The following is a 22179-nucleotide window of genomic DNA, read 5'->3' as shown; positions in this document are numbered from 1 at the left end:
GAGGTGCTCATGTCCAGTCCCTCGACACCAGCGGCCTGGCAACCCGGTAGGCCGGGCGGCTCCACCCTGACCGCCGGTCCGGCCGGTGCGGTCACCGCACCGAGCAGCAACGGCGACGGGCCGCAGCTCGGACCCGCCGCCGTGACGATCGGGTCGTATCCGGACTATCCGTCCGCCCAACGGGTGGTCGACTTCCTGGCGGACAACCGGTTCCCGGTGGAGCAGACCGCCATCGTGGGCACGAACCTCACACTGGTGGAGACGGTCCTCGGCCGGCTGACCACCGCCCGGTCGGCGGTGCTCGGCGCGGGCACGGGTGCCTGGTTCGGCCTGTTCATCGGGTTGCTGTTCGGGATCTTCACGGTCGGCAACTGGGTGACGGTGATCCTGGCCGGGCTGGTGATCGGCGCGATCTGGGGTGCCGTCTTCGGTGCGATAGCGCACGCCATGTCCGGCGGGCAGCGGGACTTCACCTCGACGAGTTCGCTGCGGGCCGGTCAGTACGCGGTCACCGTCGACGCGCAGGTGGCCGACCAGGCCCGCCAGCTGATGGGCAGGTTGCAGCAGCCGCGTCCGGCCGGTACGCCGGGGCGCTGACCCACCGCACAGGTCGTCGTGGGGACCGGGACACCCCGGACCCCACGGCGGCTTTTTCAGCTTCTGACGACTTCCGTCAGATCACCGGCTGAGAGCCCGCTCACCCGGGCCTTCAAGAGGTTGTCAAAATTTGAATTAGTGCTACTGTCGACAGCGTGACCGAGAGCCTCAGCACCGAACGGACGACCGCCTGGCGGGCGTACATCGAAGCCAGCCAGCGGCTGTTCACCCAGGTGGAGGAGGACCTGCGGGCGACCAGCGGGCTCAGCTTCGCCGACTACCACGTCCTGGTCCTGCTCTCCGAGGCTCCCGGGCAGCGCCTGCGGATGGGCGAGCTGGCCGACCGACTGGTCTTCTCGCCCAGTCGGCTCACCTACCAGGTCTCCACCATGCAACGGCGCGGCCTGGTGGCCCGCCAGTCGTGTCCGGACGACCGACGGGGCAGCGAGGCGGTGCTCACCGCCGCCGGGTTGCTCACCCTCCGGGAGGCCGCACCACACCACCTGACCTCGGTCCGCCACCACCTGATCGACGATCTCGACGATGCCGAGATCGCCTGCCTCACCCGGGTCTTCACCCGACTCGGCACCCGCCTGCGCGCCGTCCGCGACGCGTCGACCACCGCACCCCAGGAGTGATCACGATGCCCGCTGTCACAGTCGACGACGTCCTCGTCCTGCCCCGGCTGCCGAAGCCCACCGAGTCCACCGCCTACCGTCCGGTGCGCCGCCTGGTCACCGCCCCCAGCGGGTACGAGGGCGAGGGCTTCCCGGTCCGCCGGGCCTTCGCCGGGGTCCCGATGCAGGAGCTGGACCCGTTCATCCACCTCGACCAGATGGGCGAGGTGAACTACGCCCCCGGCGAGCCGAAGGGAACCTCGTGGCATCCCCACCGGGGCTTCGAGACGGTCACCTACATGATCGACGGGATCATGGACCACCAGGACTCGACCGGCGGGGGCGGGACCATCACCAACGGCGATACCCAGTGGATGACTGCTGGTAGCGGCCTGCTACACATCGAGTCACCACCGGAGCACCTGGTGACGAGTGGAGGTCTGTTCCACGGCCTGCAACTGTGGGTGAACCTCCCCCGGGTGGCGAAGATGAGCCAGCCGAAGTACCAGGACATCAGGGGTGCGGAGTCGGCACTGCTCACCACGCCCGACGGTGGGGCGCTGATCCGGGTGATCGCCGGTGAGGTCGCCGGTCACCGGGGGCCGGGGTCGACCCACACCCCGATCACCATCACGCACGTCACCCTCCAGCCCGGAGCCGAGCTGAGCCTGCCGTGGCGGCCCGACTTCAACGCCCTGGTGTACGTGCTGGGCGGGCGGGGCACCGTCGGGACCGACCGGCGACCGGTACGCACCGGACAGCTCGCCGTCCACGGCCCCGGGGACGCCCTCCGGGTCGACACCGACCCCGAGCAGGACGCCGACACCCCGGCGTTGGACCTCTACGTCATGGGGGGACAGCCGATCCGGGAGCCGGTGGCACACTACGGGCCGTTCGTGATGAACACCCGCGAGGAGCTGGTCCAGGCGGTCGAGGACTTCCAGGCCGGTCGACTCGGGGTGATCCCGTCCGAGCGGCTGCCGCACACCGACGGGGCGAGCCGCCGCCCCTGACGTCGAGGCGGGTCGGACACCCGGGCTGTTCCGGGTGTCCGGCGCGTCCCTCAGGACACGACGAAGATGCCCGCCACCCCGAGTACGACCATGAGCAGCACCGCCACCAGGGCACCCCGTTCGCCCTCCACCGTCGGCTCGTGGTGGTCGGTCAGGTTCGTCGGCTCGGAAGACATCCTGGGGCCTCCTCGGTTGTCGTCAGCTCGGTGTCGTGCGTACACCCTCATTGACCTGGCCCGAAACGACGGGACTCGACGTGCGGGACCAGGGCGGGGGTCCTACCGTGAGGACGGTTCGTCGACCTCGAAAGGCTGGAACGTGCCGACGCAGGACTGGTTCCTCACCGCTACCGAACGCGCCAACCCGGCCTCAGAGTTACCCGTCTGGAGCACCGGAAACCTTGCCGAGCCGCTGATTCACGGCACGACCTACTTCGACCGGCTGGTCAGCGAGGTGAACTCGCTGGAGGCCGGCGACCACCTGTTCTTCACCGACTGGCGGGGCGACCCGGACCAGCTCATGGGCCCGGAGGGACCCACCGTCACGCAGTTGTTCGCCCAGGCGGCACAGCGGGGGGTGGTGGTCAAGGGACTCGTGTGGCGGTCCCACCACCACGCCCTGTCGTTCAGTCACCGACAGAACCGCAACATCAGCGAGGCGATCTCGGCCGCCGGTGGGGAGGTGCTGCTCGACCAGCGGGTCCGCCGAGGTGGGTCGCACCACCAGAAGCTGGTGGTGCTGCGCCGCCTGAACGACCCGGAACGGGACATCGCGTTCGCCGGGGGGATCGACCTCTGCCACAGCCGACGTGACGACGCCGACCACCGGGGCGATCCGCAGGTGGTCCCGATGTCCCCCCAGTACGGTGACCGCCCGCCCTGGCACGACGTACAGGTGGCGTTGCGGGGGCCGGTGGTGGGGGCGCTCGACTCGACGTTCCGCGAACGGTGGGGTGACCCGAACCCGCTCGACGCCGAGAACCCGCTGGCCTACCTGTACGACAGGCTGCGTGGGGTCGACCAGTCCGCCGGCCCGCTGCCCGAGCAGCCCGCCGATCCGCCGCCGTGCGGCCCGCACCGGGTCCAGGTGCTGCGGACCTACCCGGCGGTCCGACCCCGCTACAACTTCGCCCCGCGCGGGGAGCGCACCATCGCCCGGGGCTACACCAAGGCGCTGTGCCGGGCCCGACGGCTCATCTACGTGGAGGACCAGTACCTGTGGTCCACGGAGGTGGCCGACCTGTTCGCCGAGGCGTTGCGGAACAACCCGGACCTGCACCTGGTGGCGGTGGTCCCCCGGTACCCGGACGTGGACGGCCGGTTGGCGTTGCCGCCGAACGTGGTGGGCCGGGAGCAGGCGTTGGCGCTGTGCGAGAAGGCGGCCCCGGACCGGGTCCACGTCTTCGACGTGGAGAACCACGACAGCGACCCGGTCTACGTGCACGCCAAGCTGTGCGTGATCGACGACGTCTGGGCGAGCGTGGGCAGTGACAACCTCAACCGCCGGTCCTGGACCCACGACAGCGAGCTGGCTTGCGCCGTCCTGGACGACACCCGGGACGAGCGGGAGCCCCGCGACCCGGCCGGGCTCGGCGACGGCGCCCGGACCTTCGCCCGTGACCTGCGGTTGCGGTTGTGGCGTGAACACCTGGACCGGGATCCGGACGGCGGCCAGGACGAGGACCTGATCGATCCGGAGGACGCCGTCCGGGCGATCGACGCCGCCGCCGAGGCGTTGCAGGAGTGGCACGACTCGGGCCGGGTGGGTCCGCGGCCGCCGGGACGGTTGCGCCCGCACCGACCGCAACGGTTGCCCTGGTTCACCCGGTTGTGGGCGCTTCCGGCGTACCGCCTCGTGTACGACCCGGACGGTCGTCCGATGCGGGCACGGCGGGCGAAGAGTTGGTGATCTACGACGCATCCGCGCCTTTTGGGCGTTTCGTCGTCGAAAGTCACCTAAGTGCATCGTCCTTTCGGCTAGATTTTGGCGAGCCGATCAGGCTAAGGTAGCCCTCGAACGGACATCTGAAGCTATACCAATGCGTCACGTCTTTGTCATCCGCGGACGAGGTGCAGGGAGGACCACCATGACCGCGCCAACCATCACCGAGCAGGCGACACCCGCCCCCTCGGCGGCCACCGAGAAGCTCGACCCACGGGCACTCACCGACAGCGCCAGCGACATCCTCAACGCGATGGCCGCCCTCCCGGCGGGCCACCCCTCCCGGGCGGCCATGCGGGACCGGGCGATCGAGGCGTGGCTGCCGCTGGCCAACCACCTCGCCCACCGCTACAGCGGGCGCGGGGAGCCGACCGACGACCTGGCGCAGACCGCCGCCGTCGGCCTGATCAAGGCGATCGACAAGTTCGACCCGACTCGGGGCGTCGACTTCGCCGGGTACGCGATCCCCACCATCATCGGTGAGCTCAAGCGGCACTTCCGGGACCGGACCTGGGACATCCGGGTGCCCCGTCGCCTGCAGGAGCTGCGGCTGGCGATCTCCGACGCCAACAGCTCGCTGTTGCAGACCCTCGGCCGGTCGCCGACGGTCGCCGACATCGCCGCGCACCTCAAGCTCACCGAGGAAGAGGTCCTGGAGGGCCTGGAGGGCGCCCGCGCGTACAACGCGGTGTCGCTGTCCACCCCGACCGGTGACGGAGAGCGGGCCACCGAGCTGGGCGACATGCTCGGCGGCGAGGACGGCGAGTTCGAGCTGGCGGAGCTGCGGGTCGCACTCGGGCCGGCGCTGGCCACCCTCGACGAGCGCGAGCAGAAGATCCTCACCCTGCGGTTCTACGGCAACCTCACCCAGTCGCAGATCGCCGACCAGATCGGCGTCTCGCAGATGCACGTCTCCCGGCTGCTCGCCCGGGCGCTGACCAAGCTTCGCGGTCAGCTCGACGGCACCTACTAGGCACCACCGCGCGGGGTCTCCCCGCTGCGGGTAGCGGTTCGACGGCGGGCCGGGTCAACGACGACCCGGCCCGCCGTCTGCCGTCGTCCGGGGGTCAGGCCGGATCACGCCACATCGGGTACAGGCTCGGACCCTCCGGGAGGTCCAGGGTCCCGGCGGTACGACGGAACCCGTGCCGGGCGTACAGGGAGATGCTGCGGGTCGTACTGGCCTCCAGGTAGGCGGGGATGCCCTCGGCGTCGAGTCGACGCAGGTGGTGCTCCAGCAGCGCCCGCCCGACCCCGGTTCCCTGGTGGTCCGGGTGCACGGCGATGAACGGCAGGTAGCTGTGCGGGCGGGTCGGGTGGTCGGCGGACATCAGGTCGTCGAGGACCGCGAAGCGCTTGGTGTGTTCCGGTCCGATCGCCGCCTCCAGCCGCAGGGCCGGCCCGTCGTCGTCCTCGGCGGGGCCGTGCCCGTCGACCGGCAGCCAGAGCGCGGCCCCGACCGTGTCCCCGGCCACGTGCAGGGAACCGGCGTCGAGGACGGCCTCCAGGAAGAGTCGGAAGAACGCCGGGTGCAGCCGCGCCCGCTCGGCCGGGTCGGGGAAGATCCACCGGCTGACCGGGTCCGGCATGAAGGCCACCGCCAGGAGCCGACCGGCCTCGTCGAGGTCGGCGGTGGTGGCGGCGCGTACCACGGGGTTGGACATCGTCTGCTGCTCCAAAGGGCGGAAGGGGAGACCCGAGCGGGTCGACCGGGACCGGTCGTGGCCCGGCCCCGGTCGGTCGGCGTTCGTCGGGTCGGCGATCAGCGTCGACCGGAGTAGGCGTCGGGTCGCTCGGGCAGGGTGTGCGGGGTCGGGTCGGGCAGCCGCTCCTCGGTCGCCGCCCGGCCGATGCCCGCGTACACCTCGGGCCGTCGGGACCGCAGCACCGCGCCCCAGACCAGCCCGGCCACGGCGGCCAGCGCCACGATCGCCGGCAGCAGCCAGCGCAGCGCAGCCGGGGTCTGCGGGGTGAGCAGGGCGTCGAAGTTCACCACGAGGATCCCCAGGACGACCAGGAGTGCCACGGTGGCCAGCACCGGCGCGACGAGGCGCTGCCAGGCGTTCTCCGGACCGCCCGGACGCCGTTGGAAGAAGCCGACCACCGCCGCGGAGGTGAGGGTCATCAGGAGCACCACGCCGACCGCCGAGACCCCGCTGAACCAGGTGAACAGGTCGATGATCGGGTCCCGTCCGGCCCAGGCGAAGGCCAGGACGACCAGGACGGCGACCAGGCTCTGGGTCACCGAGCCCGCCACCGGCGCCCCGGTGCGCCGGCCCGCCCGCCCCAGGAGGACCGGCAGGACCCGCTCGCGCCCGAGGGCGAACAGGTACCGGGAGACGCCGTTGTGGAACGACAGCAGGGCGGCCAGCACCGAGGTGATGAACAGGAGGTTGGCGAGGTCCGCCACGGTCGGGCCGGCGTGCTCGGCGAGGGCGCCGAAGATGACGCCGGGACCGGCCTCCTGGGAGGCGGCCTGGGCGTTCTGCGGGCCGGTGGAGACGGTCAGCGCCCACGCCGAGAAGGCGTAGAACAGGCCGGTGAAGGCGACGGTGATGTACGTGGCCCGGGCCACCGTCCGGCGGGGGTCACGCACCTCCTCGCTGTAGATCGCACCGGACTCGAAGCCGGTGAACGAGGCGATCCCCAGCGCCAGGACCGCCCCGAGGCCGGCGGCGAAGAGGTTCCCCGGGGCCAGCCCGTCCAGAGTGATGGTGCCCCCGGCCGGGTTGCCCAGGGCGACCAGGTCGAAGATCGCGACGGCGAGGCACTCCAGGACCAGCAGGACTGCCAGCACGGTGGCGTTGAGGTCGACCTGGAGCAGCCCGAGGAGGCCGACGAGCGCCCAGGCTCCCAGCGCCCAGAGCCACCACTGCGCCTCGATCGAGAACTTGCTCGACATGAAGTCACCGAAGATCGCGCCGAACAGGCCGTAGAGCCCGATCTGGATCGCGTTGTACGCGGCGAGCGCGATGAACGAGCCCGCCACGCCGGTTCCCCGACCGAGCCCGTTGGCAATGTACGAGTAGAACGCCCCGGCATTCGCCACGTGCCTGCTCATTGCCGCGTACCCGACTGCGAAAAGGCCGAGAACGACGGCGAGCAGAACGTAGGAAAGTGCTGCGCCGACGTTTCCACTGACGGCGTACATGGTGGTGACACCACCACCGAGAACCGTCAACGGGGCGGAGGCCGCGACGGTGAAAAAGACTAGGTGAGCCGTTCCCAGTCGGCCTCTGCGAAGGCCACCACGAAACGGATACTCATCGGCAGACATGGTTGTGCTCCAACTTGACAAGGGGTGGTCCACGGACTGGAACCATCGAAGAGTAGGACTTGATCGGATCTCCCACAAGACGTGCGGACAAGGCGGTCCATCCAGGTCCTGTCACCGAGATATTCGTACATTGGCCGCATTTCATCTCGCGGTCGTCACTCTAGATCAACATGGTTGAACGATGAGTGATCTTGTCGTACGATGCGGGTCGGCCGCTGCACCCCCATGCCCATTCCCGGAAGGCTGAGGATGACGAATGCAAATTACGGTTCACCCGTAATGCGCCTGGCCGATGAACTCTTCCTCGTCGGACACGACGACTTCACCGGAAAACCGCTGTCTTCGGGGAGGATCTTCGATACCGCTCTCGCCGGTGCCGCCCTCGCCGAACTCCTTCTCGACGGCCGCCTCGGAGTGGACAACGGGACCGTCTTCGCACTGGACCGGCAACCCCGCAACGAGGCCCTCACCGACCTGCTCCTCAGCGAGATAATCAGACGTGGTGACGGCCATTCGGCCCGACTGTGGCTGGCGTTCGTCCGGGACGAGATGCAGATCCGGGAGCGGGTGGGCAACCGCCTGGCCGGCGCGGGCTGGGTCCGCCGGGTGGAGAGCCGGGGGCTGACCCTGCGTACCTCGGTGCGCTGGCCGGGGGTCAACCCGAACCAGGTGGCCGCGCCCCGGGTCCGACTCGGTGCGAGCCTGCAACAGACCCAGCGCCCCCTGGACACCACCACCGCCACCCTGGCCGCGCTGATCCGGGCGGGGAACCTGGTGGGGGTGCTGACCCTCGTCGACAGGTCGGTGGCCGACCGGATCGTCACCGCCCGGCAGAGCCTGCCGGGTTCCCTGCAACAGCTCCTCGCCGCTGTCGACGCCGCCGCCGCCGACACCGCCGTCCAGATCCGCCGGTGACGGCGGAGTCACACCCGTGACGGCGGACGCCTTACGGAGTCACCCCGACGACGGCGGGCGCCCGGCGGGGGCACCCGTGACGGCGGACGCCCGGCGGGGGCACGCCGACGACGGCGGGCGCACGCCGGTGGGGCGTCGGCGACGGGCCGGGGAGTCCGGCCCGGCCCCGACTAGTCGGCGACGAGGTCCCCGATCACGACGGTGATGTTGTCCGGCCCGCCGGCCCGCAGGGCCAGGTCGATCAGACGCCGGGCGCACTCGTCCTGGTCGGGGTGGGCGGCGAGGGTCTCGGCGAGGGTCTCGGCGGTGACCACGTTCGACAGGCCGTCGCTGCACAGCAGCCAGCGGTCCCCGGCCCAGGGCACCATCGTCGCGTAGGTCGGGGTGACCTCGTCGCCCTGCAACGCCTGGGTGACCACCGCCCGGCGGGGATGGCTGCTCGCCTCCTCGGGTCGGATCAGCCCCTGGTCGACCAGCATCTGGACGAAGGTGTCGTCGCGGGTGATCTGCTTGAGCACCCCCTCCCGCAGCAGGTAGGCCCGGGAGTCACCGACGTGGGCCAGGGCCAGGCAGCTGCCGGTCCGGGCGAGGAGCAGGGCGGTGAGGGTGGTGCCCATGCCCCGCCGGTCGGTGTCCTCGGCGACTGCCTGACGGATCCGCTCGGTGGACAGGTCGATCCCGCTCTGCAGGGCGGCGACCAGGCCGCCCTCGGGTGTCTCCACGTCCAACGGGCCGACCGCGTCGATGGCGATTCCACTGGCGAGGTCCCCGGCGGCCATCCCACCCATGCCGTCCGCGACGGCGATGAGCCAGGTGCCGGCGTGGTGGGCGTCCTGGTTGCCGCTGCGGATCAGCCCGCGGTCGCTCGCCCCCACGGAACGCAGCTTCAGGGTCATGGGAGGAAGCCTGCCAGGCGAAGGGCGCAGTTGTCTCTAGGAGATCACGGTGACGTGGCGTGGCGCGGTGAATCTCACTGCCGGTGATCTGGGCACACCGCGCCGACCGGGCTTTATCCAGTTTCGTCGATTGACAGGGCGGTCACCTGCTGGAAACATCGGGTCGACATCTGGGAGCGCTCCCAGGTCTCCGGTCCCCACCACGCCGTATCCCACCCCCGGAAGGAACCCACGTGACGCCATCCCGACGCCGTCGGCGTCGCCTCACGATCCTGGCCACGGTGACCACCCTGGCCCTGACCGGCACCACCGTCCCGGCCTTCGCCGACCCACCCGCAGAAGCCCCGGAACAGGTCCGCAACGGCGACTTCAGCGACGGGGTGAGCCCCTGGTTCTCCTTCGGCACCGGCCCCCTCGCCGTGACCGACGGGCAGCTCTGCACCACCGTCGCCGGCGGACTGGCCAACCCGTGGGACGCCGGGATCGGCCAGGACGCCGTCCCCCTCGTCGCCGGTGCCGAGTACACCCTCGGCTTCGACGTCTCGGCCACCCCCGGGACGGCGCTCAGAGCGGTCCTCCAGCTGGGTGCCGCGCCCTACACCGCGTACGCCACTGTCGACGCGACGGCGACCGCCACCCGTACCCGGGTGGAGCAGACCTTCACCGTCACCGAGGGCAACGACGCCGCCCAGCTCATCTTCCAGATCGGCGGCGCGGCCCAGACCCAGACCGTCTGCCTGGACGACGTCTCCCTGCGCGGGGGCGACCCGCCGGAGCCGTACGTCCCGGACACCGGCCCGCGGGTCCGGGTCAACCAGGTCGGATACCTGCCCGGCGGACCCAAGAACGCCACTGTCGTCACCGAGGCGACCGACCCGCTCGCCTGGCAGCTGCGGTCGGCCGCCGGTGCCGTGCTGGCCGACGGGGTGAGCACCCCGCGCGGAATGGACGAGGCCTCCGGGCAGAACGTGCACAGCGTGGACTTCTCCACCTACCGCACGGCGGGCACCGGGCTGACCCTGGTCGCCGACGGCGAGACCAGCCACCCGTTCGACATCTCCGGCGCGGTCTACGAGCAGCTCCGCTCCGACGCGGTGCAGTTCTTCTACGCCCAGCGCAGCGGGATCGCCATCGACGGCGACCTGATCGGCGAGGAGTACGCCCGCCGCGCCGGCCACCTGGACGTCGCCCCCAACCGGGGTGACACCGACGTGCCGTGCCAGCCCGGGGTCTGCGACTACCGGCTGGACGTCCGGGGTGGTTGGTACGACGCCGGTGACCACGGCAAGTACGTCGTCAACGGCGGCCTGGCCACCTACCAGCTGCTGAACACCTTCGAGCGGACCAAGACCGCGCCGACCGCCGACGGCGGGGCGGCGTTGGGCGACAGCACGCTGCGGGTGCCCGAGCGGGACAACGGGGTGCCCGACATCCTCGACGAGGCCCGCTGGGAACTGGAGTTCCTGCTGCGCATGCAGGTGCCGGCCGGCAAGCCGCTGGCGGGGATGGCCCACCACAAGATCCACGACCGGAACTGGACCGGCCTGCCGTTGGACCCCGCCGACGACCCGGAGCTGCGTGAGCTGCACCCGCCGTCGACGGCCGCCACCCTCAACCTGGCCGCCGTGGCGGCCCAGTGCGCCAGGCTGTTCGCCCCGTACGACAGGGCGTTCGCCACCCGGTGCGGCACGGCGGCGAAGACCGCGTACGCGGCGGCCAAGGCCAACCCGGCCCGGCTCGCCAGCCCGACCGACAGCAACGGCGGAGGGGCGTACGACGACACCGTGGTCACCGACGAGTTCTACTGGGCGGCGGCCGAGCTGTACCTGACCACCGGGGAGAAGGCGTACCTGACCGACCTGACCGCCTCGCCGCACCACACCGGTGACGTCTTCGACGTACGCGGTTTCAGCTGGCAGGGGGTGGCCGCACTGGGTCGACTCGACCTGGCCACCGTGCCGAGCGGACTACCGGCCGCCGACCGGGACCGGATCCGGGCCTCGGTGACCGCCGCCGCCGACACCTACCTGGCCGAGATCGCCGACCAGGCGTACGGGCTGCCGATGCCCGGTGACCCGGGCAGCTACTTCTGGGGCGGCAACGGCAACATCATCAACAACGCCGTCGTCATGGCCACCGCCTTCGACCTCAGCGGGGACGTGCGCTACCGCGACGGGGCCGTGCAGACGATGGACTACCTCCTCGGCCGCAACGCCCTGAACATCTCGTACGTCACCGGGTGGGGCGAGCACCACGCGAAGAACCAGCACAGCCGGATCTTCGGCAACCAGCTGAACCCGCAGATGCCGAACCCGCCCGCCGGTTCCCTGGCGGGTGGGCCGAACGCGGCCCTCCAGGACCCGTTCGTCGCCTCCCTGCTCGCCGGCTGCAAGCCGCAGTTCTGCTTCGTCGACGACATCGCCTCGTACTCGACGAACGAGGTGGCGATCAACTGGAACTCGGCGTTGACCTGGATCGCCTCCTTCCTGGCCGACCAGGGCGGCGCCCCCGTCCCGACGCCGTCCACCTGCCGGGCCGAGTACGTCGACTACGGCACCTGGTCCGGCGGCAGCGGGTTCACCGCCCAGGTGACCATCCGCAACACCGGCAGCACTCCGGTGAACGGTTGGACCACCCGGTTCGCGTTCACCGGCGACCAGAAGCTGCGTGAGGCGTGGTTGGCCAAAGCCGAGCAGAAGGGCGCGACGGTGACCGCGAAGAACGAGTCGTACAACGCCCGGATCGCCCCCGGCGGCACTGTGACCTTCGGGTTCAACGCGCTCACCGGCGGCGGGGCCAAACCGGCGCCGGGACTGATCACCCTCAACGGTTCACCCTGCTCCTGACCGACGCCACCCCGGTGCCGTCCGCCGTGGTCACGGCGGACGGCACCGGGCGGGTCGGCTCAGAGCTCGCGGACCACCCGAGCCGGGTTTCCCACCGCCACCACGTTCGCCGGGACGTCCCGGGTCACCACCGCGCCCGCGCCGATGACGCTGTCGTCCCCGATCGTGACGCCGGGGCAGACGATCACACCGCCGCCGAGCCACACGTTGTCGCCGAGGGTGATCGGGGTGGCCGCCTCGATCTTGTCCCGGCGGGGCCGGGGTTCGAGCGGGTGCCAGGCGGTCAACAACTGCACGTTGGGCCCGATCTGACAGTCGGCACCGATCCGGATGGGGGCGACGTCCAGGGCGGTGAGGTTGGCGTTGACGAACGTCCGGTCCCCGATGTGCAGGTGCGCGCCGTAGTCGACGAAGAACGGCGGCTTGACCGACACGTCGGCCCCGACGGTGCCGAGCAGGTCGACGAGGATCTCCTGGGCCTTCTCCGGCCCCTCCTCGGCCCACACCCGGTGGTAGGCGTAGGTCAGCCGGACCGCCCGCTGCCCGAGCCGGGCCATCTCCGGATCGTCGGCGACGTACCGGTCACCGGCGAGCATCCGCTCCCAGTTGCTCCGTGGGTCGCCTGCGAAGTAGTCCGTCACCATGCGGGGAATCGTACGGTCCGTCGCGCCGTCGGCCCCCGTCATCGGGTCAACCAGTCCAGCAGTTCCCCACCCTGCTGCCAGACGGTCAGCACGGAGAAGACGCCGAAGAGCAGCGTGGCCCAGATCAACGCGGCCACCCGGTAGGGGCGGGGACGGATCTGCTCGGGCAGGACCCGCCGGTTGAGCACCAGCAGCAGGATCGAGTAGACGAACATCATCAGACCGCCGACGCAGGCCGAGATCACCAACAGCGGCAACGGCTGGCTCATCCCGGCGAGCAGGATCAGGCAGCCGATCCCGACCAGGCCCCACACCAGGGCGAAGTAGATCCGGCTCTCCGACATCCGGCGCAGGTAGGAGGTCTTGAGTACGTCGGCCGCGAGCCGGCTGGTGTAGTCCACGATGCCCAGTGCGGCGGCGAACAGCGACAGCGCCCCGATCGCCCAGAACAGGTTGCCGAACCACGGCCCGACCGTCTCGGCCAGCCGCTCCCCCTCGACCTGGAGGAACGAGACGCTGTTGGCCAGCCCCGGCACCCCGTACACGGTGGAGTAGGCGAGCATCGACATCAGGGTGATGGTGACGAACGAGATGAGCACGAAGGTGAACAGCTGCTCCTGGTTGGCCAGCCGCCACCAGCGCCGCCACCGGGTGAGGTTCTCCTCGGTCGGCTCGAAGACGAACCCGGCCTGCTCGGGGGCCGCCTCCTCGCGCCCGGTCACCGGGCTGACCAGACGCGGCACGTACGCGCCCATGCCGTACCCCTTGTCCCGGATCCAGTTGGACTGGACCAGGTTCTGTCCCCCACCGGCCCCGGCGAAGACCAGGGCGGAGAGCATCAGCGCGAACCCCAGCTCGGCGGGGAAGTCCGGCGCGGTGACCGCCCGGGGCACCTCACGCCAGGCGTCGGCGGTGACGGCGAAGACCACCGCCACCCCGACGAAGAGCACCACCAGGCCGACCTTGACGAACTCCACCCGCTCCAACGCCTGGTAGACCACCGGGGCGAGGGTCAGCGTCGCGCCGATCACCAGCAGGATGCCCACCGCGATCACCGGGACACTGCCCCCGAACAGGTACGTGACCATGGTGGCCGAACTCGACGCCCACCCCGGCCACAGGTTGGCGAAGTAGACCATCACCGCGAAGACCAACCCCCAGTGCCGCCAGTAGCGGGAGAACCCGGTCAGGGCGGTCTCCCCGGTGGCCAGGGTGTACCGCTCGATCTCCATGTTGAGGAACCACTGGGTGACGATGCCCACCGCGGCGGCCCAGAGGAAGACCAACCCCACCTGCGAGGCGATGTACGGGTAGAGGATGAACTCGCCCGAGGCCAGGCCGACGCCGGCGGCGATCACTCCGGGGCCGATGATCGGCCAGGCCGATCCGGGGGCGGGAGGCAGGTCCCGCACCCGGACCCGGGGCAGGTGTCGGGTGGGAAACCGGTCGGCGGCGGTCGAGGGCATCGGGTCCTCCAGGGGGCGGCATCTGCCCCTGGCTACCCGCACGACATCCAGGATCAAACATCCCTCGATGTCTCGCCGACCCGCCCCGTCACGCCCCGGTACGCAGTTTCGGCAGGACCTCCGCGCCGAAGGTGTCGATGAAGGACCGCTGTTCCTGGCCCACGTGGTGCAGGGCGATCTGGTCGAAGCCCAGCTCCACGTACTGCTCCAGCCACCCGACGTGCCGGCCGAGGTCGGAGCTGATGTTCACCACCTCGGCGAGCCGGTACATCGGGATCTCCTCGGACACCACGTCGAAGTGCGTCGGGGTGGCCAGGTCCCAGCAGATCGGCGGGGCGAACACGTTGCTGCGCCACTGGTCGTACGCCAGCGCCTCCGCGTCGCGCTGGTCCGGCGCCCAGCTCAGGTGCACCTGGAGGTGCAGTGGCCCCCGACCCCCGGCGTCCCGGTAGGCGTCGATCATCTGACGCAGGTGGTCCACCGGGGCGTTCACGGTGATCAACCCGTCGGCCCACTCGGCGCACCACCGGGCGGTCTCCACGCTCACCGCCGCGCCGATCAGGGCGGGCGGCTCCTCCGGCCGGGTCCACAGCTTCGCCCGGTCCACCCGGACCAGGCCGTCGTGGCTGACCTCCTCACCGGCCAGCAGCGCCCGGATCACCTCGACGCACTCGCGCAGCCGGGCGTTGCGCAGCTCCTTGCGGGGCCACACCTCGCCGGTGATGTGCTCGTTGGCGTTCTCCCCGCTGCCGAGCGCGGCCCAGAACCGGCCCGGGTACATCGCCCCGAGGGTGCCGATCGCCTGCGCGACGATCGCCGGGTGGTAGCGCTGCCCCGGGGCGTTGACCACGCCGTACGACAGGTTGGTGGCCTGGAGCGCGGCACCCAGCCACGACCAGGCGAAGCCGGACTGCCCCTGACGTTCGCTCCAGGGCGCGAAGTGATCCGACGACATGGCGGCGTCGAAACCGGCCCGCTCGGCGTGGATCACCGCCTCCAGCAGGGCGCGGGGGTGGATCTGCTCGTGGGACGCGTGGAATCCGAACACCGTCATGGCGGCGTCCATACCCACCCCACCCGACGGTCACGCATGGACCCGAGGGGGCCTCACGGACCGACGACGACCGATCCGACGACGGGTCACTCGGCGTGCGCCCCCGCACCGGCGCCCGCCCTCCCCTCCCCCACCCAGACGGTCTTGGTGTTGCAGAACTCCCGCATGCCCAGGGCGGACAGCTCGCGGCCGTAACCGGAGTTGCGTACCCCGCCGAAGGGCAGTTCCGGGAAGGACGTGGTCATCCCGTTGACGAAGACGTTCCCGGCGTCCAGGTCGGTGGCGAACCGTTCCTGCTCGGCCGGGTCGGTGGTCCAGGCGTTGGAGCCGAGGCCGAAGGCGGTCCCGTTGGCCACCTCGATCGCCTCCTCGTACGACGACACCCGGTACAGCCCGGCGACCGGCCCGAACACCTCCTCGCTCCACATCCGCATCCGGGGGGTCAGGTCGGTCACCACCGTCGGGGGGTAGAACCAGCCCGGCCCGGTCGGCTTCTGCCCGCCGCAGAGCACCGTCGCCCCCTGGTCGACGGCGTCGCGTACCTGCTCGTGGATCTCGTCGCGGCCCCGCTCGCTGGCGAGCGGCCCGACGTCGGTGCCCTCGTCCATCGGGTCGCCGACCCGCAGCGCGGACATCCGGGCGGTGAACTCCCGGGCGAAGGCGTCGAAGACGTCGGTGTGCACGATGAACCGCTTCGCCGCGATGCAGGACTGGCCGTTGTTCTGGCACCGGGCGGTGGTGGCCACCTCGGCGGCGGTCGCCACGTCGGCCGAGGGCATCACCACGAACGGGTCGCTGCCGCCCAGCTCCAGCACTGTCTTCTTGAGTTCCCGGCCGGCGATCTGGGCGATGGACCGGCCGGCGGCCTCACTGCCGGTGAGGGTGGCCGCCCGGACCCGGGGGTCGCTCAGGATCCGGTCGACGGCGTCCGAGCCGACCAGGAGGGTGACGAACGCGCCCTCGGGGAACCCGGCCCGACGGAACACCTCCTCCAGCAGCAGGGCGGTCTGCGGCACGTTCGAGGCGTGTTTGAGCAGTCCGGTGTTGCCCGCCATCAGGGCCGGCGCGGCGAACCGCATGACCTGCCAGAGGGGGAAGTTCCACGGCATCACCGCCAGGACCGGGCCGATCGGCTGGTAGCGGACGAACGCCCGCTTCGCCCCGACCGACCGGGCGTCGGCGGGCTCGTCGGCGAGCATCCGGGGGGCGTGCGCGGCGTAGAACCGGGCGGCGGTGGCGCACTTGGTGACCTCGGCCTTGGCCGCCGCGTACGTCTTGCCCATCTCGGTGGTCATCAGCCGGGCGATCTCGTCGCGGTCGGCCTCCATCCGGTCGGCGGCGGCGGTGAGCCACCGGCCCCGCTGGGCCGACGACGTGCCCTGCAACTGCCGGAAGGCCAGGTCGGCCCGGTCGATGGCGGCGTCGATCTGCTCCTCGGACATCGGGTCGTACGTCTTGAGCACCTTGCCGGTGGCGGGGTTGACGGTGGCGATGGGCATCTCGTACTCCTGTCACTCGAAGAGCGAGTGTCGCCTACCCGGCTCCTCTCGGCGTCGGGCGGCACGGCGGCGTTGGATGACTACCAGGTCGATCACGGCCACCACGGCGAGGACGACGCACGCCACCCCCAGCAGCACCAGGTCGGCGCGGAACGCCAACACGGCGAAGACGGTCATGGTGACCAGACCGAATCCGGCGAGCGCCAGTCGCAGGTTCAACGCGCTGTTCGCGTGCCCGACGGTGCCTCGGGCGCGCCGGGGTTGCGATTGCATCATCCCGTCCAGCTACCCCGGATCGGCCCGGTTAACCGGGGGCGGGCCGCCGATGCCGCCCCCGATGTGCGGGTGGGCGGGGCCGGACGGCTCTGGCGCGAACCACCACCGGACGCATAAAGTTACCGTGCTGTAGCTCTCCGACGCCGGGCGAGGGAACGATGTCTCGACGCTGGATCACCGCCCTGCTCTGCCTGTCGGCCCTGGTCGCGATCGCCTGCGAGGAGGGCGGCGAGGCCGGTCCCCGCCCGTCCGACGGTCCACCGCCCCGAGGTGACTCCCCCAGCTCCATCGCCGCCCTCGGCGACTCGATCACCACCGGTTTCGGCTCCTGTGTGGTGCTCACCTCGTGCGAGCGCAACTCCTGGTCGACCGGGGACGGGCTCCGGGTGGACAGCGTCTACCAGCGGCTCCTCGACCAGGATTCGGGCATCCGGGGCCGGGCCGCCAACCACGCCGACCCGGGTGCCAGGGCGTCCGCCCTGGCCGGGCAGGCCCAGGCCGCGGTCCGGGGCAAGGCCGACTACGTCACGGTCCTGATCGGCGCCAACGACGCCTGTCGGCGGACCGTCGACGAGATGACTCCGGTGTCGACCTTCCGCGAGCAGGTGGACCGGGGGCTGCGGGTGGTCAAGGAGGGCCGCCCCAAGGCCCGGGTGCTGGTGGTCAGCATCCCGGACCTCAACCGGCTCTGGGAGATCGGGCACGAGGACTCCCGAGCGGTACGGGCCTGGCGGACCGGCATCTGCCCGGCCCTGCTGGCCGCGCCGACCTCCACCGCCGAGGCGGACGTGGCCCGGCGGGCGACCTTCGGCAAGCGGATCGACGCGTACAACTCCCAGCTCGCCGCCGCCTGTCGGGCCTACGGCTCCCGGTGCCGTTACGACGGCGGGGCCGTGCACCGGGTCCGGTTCACTGTCGACGAGGTCAACCGACTGGACTGGTTCCACCCCAGCGCGGCGGGGCAGGACCGGCTGGCCGAGGTGACCTGGCGGGCGTCGCGCCTCGCCACCTGACCGACCGGCCCGCGACGGCGCTCACCCCGTGCGGGGTCTCGGGACGCCACCGACTCCGGGCTGCCGGTAGAGCGCCCGGGAGCGGATGGCCAGGTCCTTCGTGGCGGAGGAGTTCGCCCAGGTGCCGAGGACGATCGCGGCACCGGGGATGACCTTGGCGAAGACCCGCTTCGCGGCGCGGACCCCGGCCATCCGGGCGAGCTGGACGCCCAACCGGATCATCACCCGGCCCAGGGGGCTCTGGGTCGGGCCGCCGAACAGCGCCCCGGCCCGTTCCCGTCCGGCCGCCACCCCGAGGGCCACCCGGGCCGTCTGGGCGGCCTTGTGCACCTTCTGCAACACGAGCAGGTCGGTGGCGCGGTCCGGGTGCTCCGGGTCGACCTCGTACGCCGCCGCGACGTGCAGCACCATCCGGGCCTGGGTCCAGGCCAGCACCCCGACGTCGATGACGGCACCGGGCAGCCCGGCCGCCCCGGAGACCGCCCCGGAGAGCCGGGCCCGGTTGACGAACCGACGGACCGCCATGTCGGCCAGGGCGTCGGCGGGGATCCCGGGCTGCTCGGCCCGGATCCGACCGGCCCACCGGGCGGCCTCCGGGCCGAGCCGGCGGACCGCCTCCAGGGCCAGGTGCTCCGGGGCGTACTGCGGGTCCTGCCGCATCCTGTCCCAGAGGGTGGCCGGGGGCGCCTCCGGCGCGGACGGCTCGTCGGTCCCCGCCCCGGGGGGCGGGGTGGCGGGTTCGGCGGGTGAGGTCGACGGGGGGACTCTGGATTCTCCGTCGGGGGGCGCGGAGTCGGTCAAGGAAGGCTCCCGTGGTGGGACGGAGGGGTGTTGTGGGTACGCAGACCGGCCCCGGTCAGCGACGCCGGCCGGAGAGCCGGTTGGCGAGCTGGCGAAGCTTCTGCTGGTTCGCCGGCTTGGCCAGTTCACGGCGCCCACGATCGACCATCTGCCGGCCCTTCGGTGAGCGCAGGAACTGGGTGATCCGGTGCATCAGTGACGACATTGCATCCTCCTGTCGAACTTCCCTCTCCATGTGTACCCCGGGGCGGCAACCGCCACGCGTCCACTATGGAGATCACCACAGCATCCGACCCTCGCCGGATACCGACAAAAACGACAAAGAACGAGTAAAGCGTCGCAGTGGCGGGCGGCGCACCGGCGGACCCCGGAATGCACGAGGATGGTGGGTACGTTCCTCCGAACGGGTGGCCGCCGGGCGCGGTCATCGTACGCACAACAGGGAGGTCCCCACCGGTGCTCGACCCACACGAGCTGTACCAGCTCAGCGACGATCTGCCCGAGCTCGGTCAGCCGGTGCTCATCCAGGCGCTGACCGGCTTCGTCGACGCCGGCAACGCCACCCGGCTCGCCCGGGAGCAGCTGCTCTCCTCGCTCGAGGCCCGCCCGGTCGCCAGCTTCGACGTCGACCAGCTCTTCGACTACCGCTCGCGGCGACCGGTGATGACCTTCGTCGAGGACCACTGGGAGTCCTACGACGCCCCGAAGCTCGAACTGCACCTGCTGCACGACGACGACGAGACACCCTTCCTCCTGCTCACCGGCCCCGAGCCGGACCTGCAGTGGGAACGGTTCGCCGCCGCCGTGGCCGGCCTCGGCGCCCGGCTCGACGTACGGCTCACCGTCGGGCTCAACTCCATCCCGATGGCGGTGCCGCACACCCGCCCCGCCGGGGTGACCGCCCACGCGACCCGGCCCGAACTGATCGCCGGACACGAACCGTGGCTGCAACGGGTGCAGGTCCCCGGCAGCGTCGGCCACCTGTTGGAGTTCCGACTCGGCGAGGCGGGCCGGGACGCGCTCGGGTTCGCCTCCCACGTGCCGCACTACGTGGCCCAGGCCGAGTACCCGGCCGCCGCGGAGGTCCTGCTCACCTCGGTGTCACGCAGCACCGGGCTGCTGCTGCCCACCGACTCGCTGCGCTCCTCCGCCGAGGTGGTCCGGGTCGAGATCGACAGGCAGGTCGCCCAGACCGAGGACGCCGCCGCGTTGGTGCAGGCCCTGGAGGAGCAGTACGACGCGTTCGAACGGGGACGGGGGGAGAAGAACCTGCTCGCCGCCGAGAACGGTCCCCTGCCCACCGCCGACGAACTCGGTGCCGAGCTGGAACGGTTCCTCGCCGAACAGAGCCGGCCGGGTGACACCCCGGGCAGCTGAGCGTACGGATCTGCGGCGCGGGACACGTCGCCGGTGCCCGCGACCGGGGCCGGTATCGGGCAGGCTGGTGGCATGCGCCTGGCGACGTGGAACGTGAACTCGGTGAAGGCCCGCCTGCCCCGGCTGCTCGACTGGCTGGCCGGCACCGGACCGGACGTGCTCTGCCTGCAGGAGACCAAGTGCCCGGACGGTGCCTTCCCGGTGGCCGAGGTCGGCGAGCTGGGTTACACGGTGGCCAGCCACAGCGACGGCCGGTGGAACGGGGTGGCGATCCTGTCCCGGGTGGGGCTGGCCGACGTGGTGGTCGGGTTCCCCGGTGAACCGGGGTTCCCCGAACCGGAGGCCCGGGCCATCTCGGCCACCTGCGGGGGGACCCGGGTCTGGTCGGTGTACGTCCCCAACGGCCGGACCCCCGACGACCCGCACTACGCGTACAAGCTGGCCTGGTTGGCCGCCCTGCGGGACGCGGTGGAGCAGGACCTGGCCGACGGGGCGCCGCTGGCGGTCTGCGGGGACTTCAACGTCGCCCCGACCGACGCCGACGTCTGGGATCCGGCGCTCTTCGTCACCTCCACGCACGTCACCCCGGCCGAACGCGACGCCCTGGCCGCCCTGCGCGACCTGGGCCTGCACGACGTGGTGCCCACCCCGATGAAGGGGCCGCACCCGTACACCTACTGGGACTACCGGGCCGGGATGTTCCACCAGGACAAGGGCATGCGGATCGACCTCGTGTACGCCTCCGCCGGGCTGACCGGGGCGGTCCGGTCGGCCTACGTCGACCGGGAGGCCCGCAAGGGCAAGGGGCCCTCCGACCACGCGCCGGTCGTGGTCGACCTGGACCTTGCGCCCTCCGTCGGGGCGGAGTGAGCACCGGCGTACGCCTAGGCTGGACCCATGGCCATCGTGAAGATCAACGCACTGGACGTCCCGCCGGGTGGCGGGGAGGAGTTGGAGCGGCGCTTCGCCGCCCGGGCCGCCGCCGTGGAGAACTCCCCCGGGTTCCTCGGGTTCGAACTGCTGCGCCCGGTCGGGGGCGAGAACCGCTACTTCGTCTACACGAAGTGGGAGAGCGAACAGGCCTACCAGGCGTGGGCGGCGGGACCGTCCCGGGCGGCGCACGCCCAGAGTGGGGACGAGGCACCCCGACGACCGGTCGCCACCGGCGCGAACCTGCTGGAGTTCGAGGTGGTCCAGCAGGTGCCCGCCCCCTGAGCGCCGCGCTCAGGCCCGTCGGGTCTCCACCAACGAGGCGAAGGCGATCACGTTGTCCCGGTACCCGGTCCGGCCGCCCACCCACTGCCCACCGCAGGTGATCAGCCGCAGCTCCGGGGTGCCGGAGTCGCCGTACACCCGGTCGGCGGGGAGGTTGTCCTTCGCGAAGTGCTCCACCGAGTCGACGGCGAAGACGGCCACCGACCCGTCCGACCGGGCCACCTCGACCCGGTCCCCCGGCTTGGTCCGGGCCAGTTCGTAGAAGACCGACGGCCCGTCCTTGCTGTCCACGTGCCCGACGATGATCGCCCGACCCGGCTCACCCGGGGTCGGGGCGCGGTCGTACCAGCCGGTCTCGCCGTGCCGGTCCAGCGGCGGGACGTCGATGGTCCCGTCGGGGGCCTGACCGACCGGGGCCACCGGAGCGGTCACCCTGATCGACGGCACCGACAGACTCACCGGTCGGCTCGCCGCCAGGACGGGGACGCCCGTCGGGTCCTCGGAGTGCTGCTCGCCGAGGACCCTGTCGAAGGGTCCGGCGGTGCGACCCAGCCCCGCCCCGGTGGCGAAGATGCCCAACAGCACCAGCAGCACCGCCAACGGCACCGACCAGGGACGCCGTCCGGGCACCGTCGCGGGGGCGGGCGAGAGGACCGGTGGCCGACCCGCGCCGACCCGGGTCCCCGGCGGGGTCGCGGTGGGCACCAGCGCCCAGCCGGTACGCCGGGCCTC

At 71.5% G+C, this 22179-nt stretch carries 23 protein-coding genes; 11 read left to right on the top strand and 12 right to left on the bottom strand.

What is annotated here, in order from left to right:
• The first annotated feature begins 9 nt into the window (after positions 1 to 9).
• The 3 genes from WHN02_RS13275 to WHN02_RS13265 all read left to right on the top strand — a co-directional run bounded on the left by WHN02_RS13275 (position 10) and on the right by WHN02_RS13265 (position 2227).
• Entirely contained in the window at positions 10 to 597 is a 588-nt protein-coding gene (locus WHN02_RS13275; RefSeq protein WP_434743594.1) for a general stress protein, read from the top strand.
• A 155-nt stretch (positions 598 to 752) separates the two neighbouring features.
• Positions 753 to 1235: a MarR family winged helix-turn-helix transcriptional regulator gene (locus WHN02_RS13270; RefSeq protein ID WP_434743593.1), complete on the top strand. Its 483-nt coding sequence runs from the start codon at positions 753 to 755 to the stop codon at positions 1233 to 1235.
• Between the two features lie 5 nt (positions 1236 to 1240).
• Complete coding sequence (locus tag WHN02_RS13265) at positions 1241 to 2227, top strand: pirin family protein (protein WP_434743592.1); 987 nt, start codon at positions 1241 to 1243, stop codon at positions 2225 to 2227.
• A gap of 50 nt (positions 2228 to 2277) precedes the next feature.
• Here WHN02_RS13265 and WHN02_RS13260 read toward each other — a convergent pair whose 3' ends face one another.
• On the bottom strand, positions 2278 to 2403 hold the full coding sequence (locus WHN02_RS13260; protein WP_350898409.1) for a hypothetical protein: 126 nt from the start codon (positions 2401 to 2403) through the stop codon (positions 2278 to 2280).
• A gap of 142 nt (positions 2404 to 2545) precedes the next feature.
• On the opposite strand from WHN02_RS13260, the gene WHN02_RS13255 reads away from it, so the two are divergent.
• Together WHN02_RS13255 and WHN02_RS13250 are read left to right on the top strand one after the other, a co-directional pair.
• On the top strand, positions 2546 to 4135 hold the full coding sequence (locus WHN02_RS13255) for a phospholipase D family protein (RefSeq protein ID WP_434743591.1): 1590 nt from the start codon (positions 2546 to 2548) through the stop codon (positions 4133 to 4135).
• A 178-nt stretch (positions 4136 to 4313) separates the two neighbouring features.
• Positions 4314 to 5141: a SigB/SigF/SigG family RNA polymerase sigma factor gene (locus WHN02_RS13250; RefSeq protein ID WP_434743590.1), complete on the top strand. Its 828-nt coding sequence runs from the start codon at positions 4314 to 4316 to the stop codon at positions 5139 to 5141.
• 94 nt (positions 5142 to 5235) lie between these two features.
• Here WHN02_RS13250 and WHN02_RS13245 read toward each other — a convergent pair whose 3' ends face one another.
• Positions 5236 to 5832, bottom strand: coding sequence for a GNAT family N-acetyltransferase (locus WHN02_RS13245; protein ID WP_434743589.1), 597 nt, complete (start codon positions 5830 to 5832; stop codon positions 5236 to 5238).
• Between the two features lie 98 nt (positions 5833 to 5930).
• Positions 5931 to 7445, bottom strand: a complete 1515-nt coding sequence (locus tag WHN02_RS13240; protein WP_434743588.1) for an APC family permease — start codon at positions 7443 to 7445, stop codon at positions 5931 to 5933.
• Between the two features lie 279 nt (positions 7446 to 7724).
• On the opposite strand from WHN02_RS13240, the gene WHN02_RS13235 reads away from it, so the two are divergent.
• Complete coding sequence (locus WHN02_RS13235) at positions 7725 to 8360, top strand: GOLPH3/VPS74 family protein (protein WP_434743587.1); 636 nt, start codon at positions 7725 to 7727, stop codon at positions 8358 to 8360.
• Positions 8361 to 8530: 170 nt separating this feature from the next.
• On the opposite strand, the gene WHN02_RS13230 is transcribed toward WHN02_RS13235, so the two are convergent.
• Entirely contained in the window at positions 8531 to 9256 is a 726-nt protein-coding gene (locus WHN02_RS13230) for a PP2C family protein-serine/threonine phosphatase (RefSeq protein ID WP_434743586.1), read from the bottom strand.
• 233 nt (positions 9257 to 9489) lie between these two features.
• Here WHN02_RS13230 and WHN02_RS13225 point away from each other — a divergent pair, with 233 nt between their 5' ends.
• Positions 9490 to 12102 carry a glycoside hydrolase family 9 protein gene (locus WHN02_RS13225; protein WP_434743585.1) on the top strand — a complete coding sequence of 871 codons (2613 nt, stop codon included), beginning with the start codon at positions 9490 to 9492 and terminating at the stop codon, positions 12100 to 12102.
• Between the two features lie 59 nt (positions 12103 to 12161).
• On the opposite strand, the gene WHN02_RS13220 is transcribed toward WHN02_RS13225, so the two are convergent.
• The 5 genes from WHN02_RS13220 to WHN02_RS13200 form a co-directional block, all read right to left on the bottom strand.
• Positions 12162 to 12746 carry a sugar O-acetyltransferase gene (locus WHN02_RS13220; protein WP_434743584.1) on the bottom strand — a complete coding sequence of 195 codons (585 nt, stop codon included), beginning with the start codon at positions 12744 to 12746 and terminating at the stop codon, positions 12162 to 12164.
• A gap of 38 nt (positions 12747 to 12784) precedes the next feature.
• Entirely contained in the window at positions 12785 to 14212 is a 1428-nt protein-coding gene (locus WHN02_RS13215; protein WP_434743583.1) for an Nramp family divalent metal transporter, read from the bottom strand.
• An 88-nt stretch (positions 14213 to 14300) separates the two neighbouring features.
• Positions 14301 to 15266: a TIGR03885 family FMN-dependent LLM class oxidoreductase gene (locus tag WHN02_RS13210; RefSeq protein WP_434743582.1), complete on the bottom strand. Its 966-nt coding sequence runs from the start codon at positions 15264 to 15266 to the stop codon at positions 14301 to 14303.
• A gap of 86 nt (positions 15267 to 15352) precedes the next feature.
• Positions 15353 to 16765 (bottom strand): NADP-dependent succinic semialdehyde dehydrogenase, encoded by a 1413-nt coding sequence (locus tag WHN02_RS13205; RefSeq protein ID WP_434743581.1) that lies wholly within the window; start codon positions 16763 to 16765, stop codon positions 15353 to 15355.
• 12 nt (positions 16766 to 16777) lie between these two features.
• Positions 16778 to 17041, bottom strand: coding sequence for a DUF6343 family protein (locus WHN02_RS13200; RefSeq protein WP_350898420.1), 264 nt, complete (start codon positions 17039 to 17041; stop codon positions 16778 to 16780).
• Between the two features lie 158 nt (positions 17042 to 17199).
• On the opposite strand from WHN02_RS13200, the gene WHN02_RS13195 reads away from it, so the two are divergent.
• Positions 17200 to 18054, top strand: coding sequence for an SGNH/GDSL hydrolase family protein (locus WHN02_RS13195; RefSeq protein ID WP_434743580.1), 855 nt, complete (start codon positions 17200 to 17202; stop codon positions 18052 to 18054).
• Between the two features lie 21 nt (positions 18055 to 18075).
• Here the strand turns inward: WHN02_RS13195 and WHN02_RS13190 are convergent, their stop codons facing one another.
• Together WHN02_RS13190 and WHN02_RS13185 are read right to left on the bottom strand one after the other, a co-directional pair.
• Positions 18076 to 18855 (bottom strand): EcsC family protein, encoded by a 780-nt coding sequence (locus WHN02_RS13190; protein WP_434743579.1) that lies wholly within the window; start codon positions 18853 to 18855, stop codon positions 18076 to 18078.
• 55 nt (positions 18856 to 18910) lie between these two features.
• Entirely contained in the window at positions 18911 to 19060 is a 150-nt protein-coding gene (locus tag WHN02_RS13185; RefSeq protein ID WP_434743578.1) for a hypothetical protein, read from the bottom strand.
• 251 nt (positions 19061 to 19311) lie between these two features.
• On the opposite strand from WHN02_RS13185, the gene WHN02_RS13180 reads away from it, so the two are divergent.
• From WHN02_RS13180 to WHN02_RS13170, 3 genes are all read left to right on the top strand, one after another.
• Complete coding sequence (locus tag WHN02_RS13180) at positions 19312 to 20232, top strand: proteasome assembly chaperone family protein (RefSeq protein WP_434743577.1); 921 nt, start codon at positions 19312 to 19314, stop codon at positions 20230 to 20232.
• Between the two features lie 72 nt (positions 20233 to 20304).
• Complete coding sequence (locus WHN02_RS13175; protein ID WP_434743576.1) at positions 20305 to 21102, top strand: exodeoxyribonuclease III; 798 nt, start codon at positions 20305 to 20307, stop codon at positions 21100 to 21102.
• Positions 21103 to 21129: 27 nt separating this feature from the next.
• A complete protein-coding gene (locus WHN02_RS13170) occupies positions 21130 to 21447 on the top strand; it encodes an antibiotic biosynthesis monooxygenase family protein (RefSeq protein WP_434743575.1) in 318 nt (105 codons plus the stop codon).
• Between the two features lie 9 nt (positions 21448 to 21456).
• Here WHN02_RS13170 and WHN02_RS13165 read toward each other — a convergent pair whose 3' ends face one another.
• Positions 21457 to 22077, bottom strand: a complete 621-nt coding sequence (locus tag WHN02_RS13165) for a class F sortase (protein ID WP_434743949.1) — start codon at positions 22075 to 22077, stop codon at positions 21457 to 21459.
• Positions 22078 to 22179: the final 102 nt, after the last annotated feature.

Source organism: Micromonospora sp. SH-82, from assembly GCF_051132485.1.
Lineage (GTDB): Bacteria > Actinomycetota > Actinomycetes > Mycobacteriales > Micromonosporaceae > Micromonospora.
The sequence above is the reverse complement of the archived record's forward strand: the minus strand, read 5'-3'. Positions and strand labels throughout refer to the sequence as shown.

Excerpts from the sequence above, each read along its gene's own strand:
- WHN02_RS13275 (WP_434743594.1), top strand. The coding sequence starts at position 10 with ATGTCCAGTCCCTCGACACCAGCGGCCTGGCAACCCGGTAGGCCGGGC.
- WHN02_RS13265 (WP_434743592.1), top strand. The coding sequence starts at position 1,241 with ATGCCCGCTGTCACAGTCGACGACGTCCTCGTCCTGCCCCGGCTGCCG.
- WHN02_RS13260 (WP_350898409.1), bottom strand. The coding sequence starts at position 2,403 with ATGTCTTCCGAGCCGACGAACCTGACCGACCACCACGAGCCGACGGTG.
- WHN02_RS13250 (WP_434743590.1), top strand. The coding sequence starts at position 4,314 with ATGACCGCGCCAACCATCACCGAGCAGGCGACACCCGCCCCCTCGGCG.
- WHN02_RS13245 (WP_434743589.1), bottom strand. The coding sequence starts at position 5,832 with ATGTCCAACCCCGTGGTACGCGCCGCCACCACCGCCGACCTCGACGAG.
- WHN02_RS13240 (WP_434743588.1), bottom strand. The coding sequence starts at position 7,445 with ATGTCTGCCGATGAGTATCCGTTTCGTGGTGGCCTTCGCAGAGGCCGA.
- WHN02_RS13235 (WP_434743587.1), top strand. The coding sequence starts at position 7,725 with ATGCGCCTGGCCGATGAACTCTTCCTCGTCGGACACGACGACTTCACC.
- WHN02_RS13230 (WP_434743586.1), bottom strand. The coding sequence starts at position 9,256 with ATGACCCTGAAGCTGCGTTCCGTGGGGGCGAGCGACCGCGGGCTGATC.
- WHN02_RS13220 (WP_434743584.1), bottom strand. The coding sequence starts at position 12,746 with ATGGTGACGGACTACTTCGCAGGCGACCCACGGAGCAACTGGGAGCGG.
- WHN02_RS13215 (WP_434743583.1), bottom strand. The coding sequence starts at position 14,212 with ATGCCCTCGACCGCCGCCGACCGGTTTCCCACCCGACACCTGCCCCGG.
- WHN02_RS13210 (WP_434743582.1), bottom strand. The coding sequence starts at position 15,266 with ATGACGGTGTTCGGATTCCACGCGTCCCACGAGCAGATCCACCCCCGC.
- WHN02_RS13205 (WP_434743581.1), bottom strand. The coding sequence starts at position 16,765 with ATGCCCATCGCCACCGTCAACCCCGCCACCGGCAAGGTGCTCAAGACG.
- WHN02_RS13200 (WP_350898420.1), bottom strand. The coding sequence starts at position 17,041 with ATGATGCAATCGCAACCCCGGCGCGCCCGAGGCACCGTCGGGCACGCG.
- WHN02_RS13195 (WP_434743580.1), top strand. The coding sequence starts at position 17,200 with ATGTCTCGACGCTGGATCACCGCCCTGCTCTGCCTGTCGGCCCTGGTC.
- WHN02_RS13185 (WP_434743578.1), bottom strand. The coding sequence starts at position 19,060 with ATGTCGTCACTGATGCACCGGATCACCCAGTTCCTGCGCTCACCGAAG.
- WHN02_RS13175 (WP_434743576.1), top strand. The coding sequence starts at position 20,305 with ATGCGCCTGGCGACGTGGAACGTGAACTCGGTGAAGGCCCGCCTGCCC.
- WHN02_RS13170 (WP_434743575.1), top strand. The coding sequence starts at position 21,130 with ATGGCCATCGTGAAGATCAACGCACTGGACGTCCCGCCGGGTGGCGGG.